This is a genomic window from Desulfitispora alkaliphila (genome assembly GCF_050433185.1).
Classification (GTDB): domain Bacteria; phylum Bacillota; class Desulfitisporia; order Desulfitisporales; family Desulfitisporaceae; genus Desulfitispora; species Desulfitispora alkaliphila.
In genome coordinates this window covers 1-6,015 of the sequence record NZ_JBNPXS010000072.1, presented here as the reverse complement: position 1 = coordinate 6,015, position 6,015 = coordinate 1, and the positions used below count along the sequence as shown (strand labels likewise).

The 6,015-nt window shown below is 38.1% G+C and carries 5 protein-coding genes, 1 tRNA gene, 1 rRNA gene and 2 pseudogenes; 6 read left to right on the top strand and 3 right to left on the bottom strand.

What is annotated here, in order from left to right; translation table 11 throughout:
* The 5 genes from rrf to GGQ84_RS15140 all read left to right on the top strand — a co-directional run.
* Nucleotides 1-63: ribosomal RNA gene (gene rrf / locus GGQ84_RS15160) — 5S ribosomal RNA — on the top strand; the annotation flags it as partial.
* Between the two features lie 101 nt (nucleotides 64-164).
* Nucleotides 165-971: a hypothetical protein gene (locus GGQ84_RS15155; protein WP_429163644.1), complete on the top strand. Its 807-nt coding sequence runs from the start codon at nucleotides 165-167 to the stop codon at nucleotides 969-971.
* Nucleotides 972-1,041: 70 nt separating this feature from the next.
* Nucleotides 1,042-1,116: transfer RNA gene (locus GGQ84_RS15150), tRNA-Asn, on the top strand.
* Nucleotides 1,117-1,123: 7 nt separating this feature from the next.
* Nucleotides 1,124-1,711: a nitroreductase family protein gene (locus tag GGQ84_RS15145; RefSeq protein ID WP_429163643.1), complete on the top strand. Its 588-nt coding sequence runs from the start codon at nucleotides 1,124-1,126 to the stop codon at nucleotides 1,709-1,711.
* A gap of 89 nt (nucleotides 1,712-1,800) precedes the next feature.
* The gene (locus GGQ84_RS15140) at nucleotides 1,801-3,216 is read left to right on the top strand and encodes an aspartate ammonia-lyase (protein ID WP_429163642.1); all 1,416 of its coding nucleotides are present in this window, start codon (nucleotides 1,801-1,803) and stop codon (nucleotides 3,214-3,216) included.
* 45 nt (nucleotides 3,217-3,261) lie between these two features.
* Here the strand turns inward: GGQ84_RS15140 and GGQ84_RS15135 are convergent.
* The 3 genes and pseudogenes from GGQ84_RS15135 to GGQ84_RS15125 form a co-directional block, all read right to left on the bottom strand.
* A pseudogene (locus tag GGQ84_RS15135) lies at nucleotides 3,262-4,419 on the bottom strand (FMN-binding glutamate synthase family protein).
* Between the two features lie 240 nt (nucleotides 4,420-4,659).
* The gene (locus tag GGQ84_RS15130) at nucleotides 4,660-4,803 is read right to left on the bottom strand and encodes a hypothetical protein (RefSeq protein ID WP_429163641.1); all 144 of its coding nucleotides are present in this window, start codon (nucleotides 4,801-4,803) and stop codon (nucleotides 4,660-4,662) included.
* Nucleotides 4,787-4,901: pseudogene (locus GGQ84_RS15125) on the bottom strand (peptide-methionine (S)-S-oxide reductase); the annotation flags it as partial. The pseudogene GGQ84_RS15125 and the gene GGQ84_RS15130, both read right to left, overlap by 17 nt.
* Before the next feature lie 204 nt (nucleotides 4,902-5,105).
* Here GGQ84_RS15125 and GGQ84_RS15120 point away from each other — a divergent pair.
* On the top strand, nucleotides 5,106-5,906 hold the full coding sequence (locus GGQ84_RS15120) for a cell wall hydrolase (RefSeq protein WP_429163640.1): 801 nt from the start codon (nucleotides 5,106-5,108) through the stop codon (nucleotides 5,904-5,906).
* Nucleotides 5,907-6,015 lie beyond the last annotated feature (109 nt).

Here is a 6,015-nt window from a genome sequence, read left to right as displayed (position 1 = left end):
AAGTCCTTCAGCGCCAATGGTACTTGGACCGAGAGGTCCTGGGAGAGTAGGTCGCTGCCAGACAATCAGAAACACTCACTTTTGTGGGTGTTTTTTTGTGTCCTTTTACTTAAAAGAGAATATTATGTATAGTGCATTACTTTGTGAAAGGAGCCAGGTAGTTAATGATAAAGGTTTTAGTTGCCAGCCCAGTAAGGAGAAAGCCTGAGATACTAAGGGAGTTTTTGTTCTCTTTAAAAAAACTTGAACAAGTAGGGATAAGCCTTAATTTTCTATTTGTGGATAACAATGAAGAAGCAGAATCTAGTAAATTGCTAAAGGAATTTAAAGACCGCAATATCAATACAACCATATGGGAAGAACAAACTGACGATAAATATGTGTGCAATGAAGAATTTCATCAATGGCACGAAACGCTAATGTGGAAAGTAGCTAACTTTAAGGACAAGATAATAGAATATGTTGGACAGGAAGATTATGATTTTTTATTTCTGGTTGATTCCGATTTAATATTACATCCCAAGACCTTAGTACATTTAACATCACTACAAAAAAACATAGTTTCTGAAGTCTATTGGACTAAATGGGTTCCAGATGCCATAGAATTGCCTCAGGTATGGGTGCGTGATGATTATATTCTGTATGAAGCACAAAGAAATGAGCAATTAAATGGCATAGAGATGGAGAGGAGGATAAATAACTTCTTAGATATGCTTAGAACACCTGGAACCTATAAAGTAGGGGGGCTAGGAGCTTGTACTCTTATTTCCAAGGTAGCTATTTCAAAGGGTGTTTCGTTTAAGGAGATATACAACATCTCAATGGGTGGAGAGGACAGACATTTTTGTATTAGGGCAGTAGCCTTGGGGCTTGATTTGTGGGCAGATACTCATTATCCACCCTTGCACATATATAGGGAAAGTGAGTTAGAAAAAGTCTATGATTTCTATAAAAAAAATGGTATTAAATAATAATAAATGTGGCAACATAAATTTGACAGACAACAATTATATATGTTAATCTATTGTATAAAATAGGCATTCCCCGATAGCTCAATGGTGGAGCAACCGGCTGTTAACCGGTAGGTTGTAGGTTCGAGTCCTACTCGGGGAGCCATTTTTTTTTGTTAAATTTGGCTATTGGGGAGACAATAACAAGGAATGAGCAGATAGAGGGAGTTGACAAAGTGAACGAAAAGTATGACCTTTTACTGAACCGCAGGAGTATTAGACAGTATGAAGAGAAGCCTGTTCACGAAGATAAGATTAAAGCAATCTTAGAAGCTGCTATGGCTGCACCTTCTGCAGGTGGTGAACAACCTTGGCATTTTGTTGCAATAACAGAAAAACATAAACTAAAAGAGATAAGTGAAAAGCATCCCTATGCTAAAATGTTAGAGCAAGCTCCATTGTGCATAGTGGTTTGTGGGGATAAGTCATTAACTAAATTTCCTAATGAAGGAGAACTCTATTGGATTCAAGACTGCTCTGCTGCAACTCAGAATATACTGCTTGCAGCTAAATCATTAGATTTGGGCAGTGTGTGGATAGGAGTTCACCCACAAGAGGAAAGAGAGCAAATGCTTAGGGATATACTTGGTATACCAGAAAACATCACACCTTTTGCAGCGATAGCTATAGGCTACCCTGCAGAGCATAAAGACCCTGCTAAAAGATATGATCAAAATAGAGTCCACAGAGAACATTGGTAGTAAAATGGTATAAACATTCCTCTTTTGAGCTAAACTTAAAATATTAGTGGATATATGAGTCTAGTATAGAGTAAGAAAAGGGGAAAATTATGAGAAAAGAAAAGGACTTACTTGGTGAAAAGCTAGTACCTAAAGAGGTCTACTACGGCATTCAGACTGTACGTGCAATAGAGAATTTTCCCATAAGTGGGCAAAAGCTTCGAGAAGAGTTAATAATAGCATTAGGACAAGTTAAGAGAGCTAGTGCAATAGCTAATAGAAAATTAGGTTTGTTAAGTGAAGATTTAGCAAATCCCATAATAACTGCCTGTGATGAAGTAATAGCTGGTAAATTAACTAGTCAGTTCTTGGTTGATCCCATTCAGGGTGGTGCAGGAACATCAATTAATATGAATGCAAATGAGGTTATTGCCAATAGGGCTATCCAATTGTGTGGAGAAAAATTAGGAGACTATAGTTATATATCTCCTAATACACATGTGAACATGAGTCAATCAACTAATGATGTATTTCCCACAGCTATTCGCATAGCTACCATGAAAATGAGTGAAGGTCTTCTACAAAGCATTAGCAAACTAATAAAGGAATTGAGGAAAAAAGCGAAAGAATTCGATCATGTAATAAAAGTTGCTCGTACTCACTTGCAGGATGCTGTTCCCATTAGATTAGGTCAAGAGTTTGCATCCTATCAACATTTAATAGAGCGAGACAGGAATAGAATAAAAATGAGCTTAAGGCATTTGCTAAAGATAAATATGGGGGCAACTGCCACAGGAACGGGTTTGAATACACCAATTGAGTACAGAGAGATTGTGCTAAATGAGCTAAAAGCCTACTCAGGGCTAAAGTTTGAGCTGGCCTCTGACCTAGTAGATGCAACGCAAAACATTGACACACTAGCAGAACTATCAGGTGCATTAAAGATTATGGCAGTAGATTTATCTAAAATTGCCAATGACTTGCGCTTGTTATCTTCAGGTCCTCGAGCAGGGCTTAATGAAATAAACTTGCCTTCCGTTCAGCCGGGGTCTTCAATTATGCCTGGAAAGGTAAATCCAGTGATCCCTGAAGTAGTTAATCAGGTATCATTTCAGGTTATTGGAAATGATACAACCATAACTATGGCTTTAGAAGCCGGTCAGCTAGAGCTAAATGTAATGGAGCCTATAGTTGCCCACAACCTCTTTGAATCCATAGATATGCTTAGAAATGTGATAGAGGTATTTGCTGAGAAAGCTATTGCAGGGGTAACAGCTAACGAAAAACTATGTGAAAAATACTTAAAGGAAAGCTTAGGATTGATTACTGCGGTAAATCCATATTTAGGATATGAGAAAACATCAGATTTAGCTAAAGAAGTGATATCCACAAATAAGACGGTTAGTCAAGCACTTGTGGATAACAATATTGTATCAGAAGAGGATATCCACAAGTTATTATCACCCTATGAGTTAACAAAAGGCGGGCTTATAGGGGAAGAAATATTTAATGAACAAAAAAATTGAGTCGCACCATAAAGTGTGGCTCAATTTTTTTGCTAGATAAGAATATCAGTGATGTAGTTCTGCAATTGTATCCTTAAAGTAGCTTTCCTGCTTTTCAGGTGAAACACCGGCATAAGGTAAGTTTAATGCTTTTGCTAAAAATGGATCTGAGCAACACAAGTCCTCCTGATCAAGTTTCTTCAGAGAGTCTTTCCCCAACGCGTACATAATTGAAACCATTTCATTTCTTGAAACAGACAAGTAATTGACCAGAGACTTAACACCAGTATCTATGTCAAACTTATCCTTTGCTCGTCCAGTTTGGAGTATTAGTTGTGGTGGTGGCTCTTGAGGAGCTACCTTTGTAACTTGCTGGGCTACCATTGCCATGATAGCAGCTGTTCCTATATATACAGCGTCTGCGCCTAAAGCCATTGCTTTTAAAAATTGTCCTGGTGTGACAAGACCACCGCCTGCTATGAGGGATATTTTATTATCTAGTCCGTTACTTTTTAAATAAGTTCCTGCTCGGGCGATGGCATAAATGGCTGGAAGCCCCAAGTCATCTTCAGCTGTAGGTGAGGCTCCATGAGTTCCCGCCTCTGCCCCGTCTACAGCTATAAAGTCTACCTCTGCTTCAGCAAATAACTCTAGTTCTCTCTCTAGAAAATGAGAAGCAGCAATTTTTACTCCTACAGGGACACCTGTTTCTTCTTTGAGTTTTTTAACAGTGTTTTTAAAATCATTAACTGAATTAACCCCAGGGAGTCTCGTTTTAAGCACCTTATCTTCGCCCTCTTGTAAATCTAGTACCTCCATCACTTCCTTATCGATAAATTTTGCTTGAGTTCTTTGAGGTGAAGCTCCTTAAGCTCCTTGACCTAATTGAATTTCTATGGCATCTAATTGCTTATACTTATCGGGAGTATTTAAAAATCCACCTCTATTGTATTGACCTATTAGTTTGGTGGCAGTTTCCCTTTCCTCTGTCAACAAACCTGACTCACCTGTATTTGTAGAGATACCCATTTCAGAGGCAGCTTTGGCTAGGGCTATTTTTGCCTTTTTATTTAAGGAGCTACCGTAGGACATTCCTGTAATACTAATGGGCATTGATAGTTCCAGTGGTTTCTCAGCATCAGGTCCAATAATTACACTTGTGTCAATATTTGCGCTGTCTTCTATGGGTAGACGGTGTAAGTGCACAGGATTTAAGAATAACATTTCCCAGGGGGACATGTTCAGATGACTTCCTAGAGGTCTTTCTAAGCTTTCCCCTTGAGTAGCTCGCATCAATAATTCCATGCCATTAAAAAATGACATCTTTTTCATTGTAGCCATCATCATGAGCATGTTATCTGTGTATTTGTCCTTCATCATCTTATACATTAAGTCATCGCTAGCTTCATTTAATAACCCGCCGAAAATGTTACTAAAAAGTTGCATAGGGATAGCCTCCTTGAATTAATAGTTTTTCCTATTTTCCTGGGGAAGGGTCAGCTTTTTAAACTCGTTCTTAAATAACTTATCACTGCAAAAGCCTGCTACGTATCCATTAGCTCTTGCCGCCGCAGTAGAGTTAACAAAGTCACTTGGAACCTCCAGCATATCCTACCCGCGTCCTCAGTACTCCCGGGATAGCCCCAAACTGGGGCATCAGGTCCCCAAAATCAACCTAAGGCAAAGGTAGCTGTAGCTATAGTCATAAGATCACCTCTTTCTAATGTTTAGTATTTTCGTTTATTTAATCCATTATCCCAACATAAATTAAGGATCAAAGCGGTGCTACCCCTTTCAATTACCATGGTCGGATTTAGTACTTTTTCCTTATTTTTTACAATGATTGCAAATATCTAGTATAGTATAATAGTCATAGCTGAAAAAGCTAAAACAAAATCAAGGAGGATTTTATGAGTTATTTTAAGTTTCTTTTTACTGGATTAGCTGTATTAGGTTTAGTATTTATTGGACAACCCGATAGTCATGCAAATCAAGGCACTAACCATCAAATTAGGTGGGGAGAAAGTCTATTTTTAATTGGCAAGCAGTATGGGGTTTCTGTTGAAGATATCAAAAAAGCTAATGGTTTATCAGGTGACATGATTCTTGCAGGGAAAAGCATAATTATCCCTAATGTACACACTGTACAAAAGGGAGAAAGCTTGTTTCTAATTAGTAGAGATTATGGCACAACAGTGAATGCTTTAAAGAGTGCAAACAACCTTACATCAGATGAAATATTAGTAGGTCAAAGACTTACAATTCCAGATGGAGCTAGACAACAGGCAGCACCTGTAGCTTCTAGAGGAGCTAACACTACTGCTAACACTAACTCTAACTTTACTGAAGAAGATGTTTATTGGTTAGCAAGAATGATTCATGCAGAAGCTCGTGGAGAAAGCTATGAAGGGCAGGTTGCAGTTGGTGCTGTTATCCTGAATAGAGTTAAACATGCTGATTATCCAAACACAATTTATGATGTATTATTCCAAGTCACAAATGGCAGAAACTATCAATTCTCTCCTGTGTTAGATGGAGCAATTTGGCAGGAGCCTAATGAAACTGCATTTAGAGCTGCTAGAGATGCCATCAATGGTTGGGACCCTTCTGGAGGAGCAATATTCTTTTACAATCCAGTGACCTCAACAAACCAATGGATATTCTCAAGACCTATAATAACACAAATTGGACGTCACGTTTTTGCAAGATAATTTAAACTTTATATAAATGAGACTTTTGCAAATTAATTAACCCTTGATATATAAGGTTTTCAATAGCATAAAAAAGGACTTCACCCCAATGTGGAGAAATTTTCAAGTG

Bases quoted from the DNA above. Each gene is read 5' to 3' on its own strand.
- GGQ84_RS15155 (WP_429163644.1), top strand. From the start codon at position 165: ATGATAAAGGTTTTAGTTGCCAGCCCAGTAAGGAGAAAGCCTGAGATA.
- GGQ84_RS15140 (WP_429163642.1), top strand. From the start codon at position 1,801: ATGAGAAAAGAAAAGGACTTACTTGGTGAAAAGCTAGTACCTAAAGAG.
- GGQ84_RS15130 (WP_429163641.1), bottom strand. From the start codon at position 4,803: ATGCTGGAGGTTCCAAGTGACTTTGTTAACTCTACTGCGGCGGCAAGA.
- GGQ84_RS15120 (WP_429163640.1), top strand. From the start codon at position 5,106: ATGAGTTATTTTAAGTTTCTTTTTACTGGATTAGCTGTATTAGGTTTA.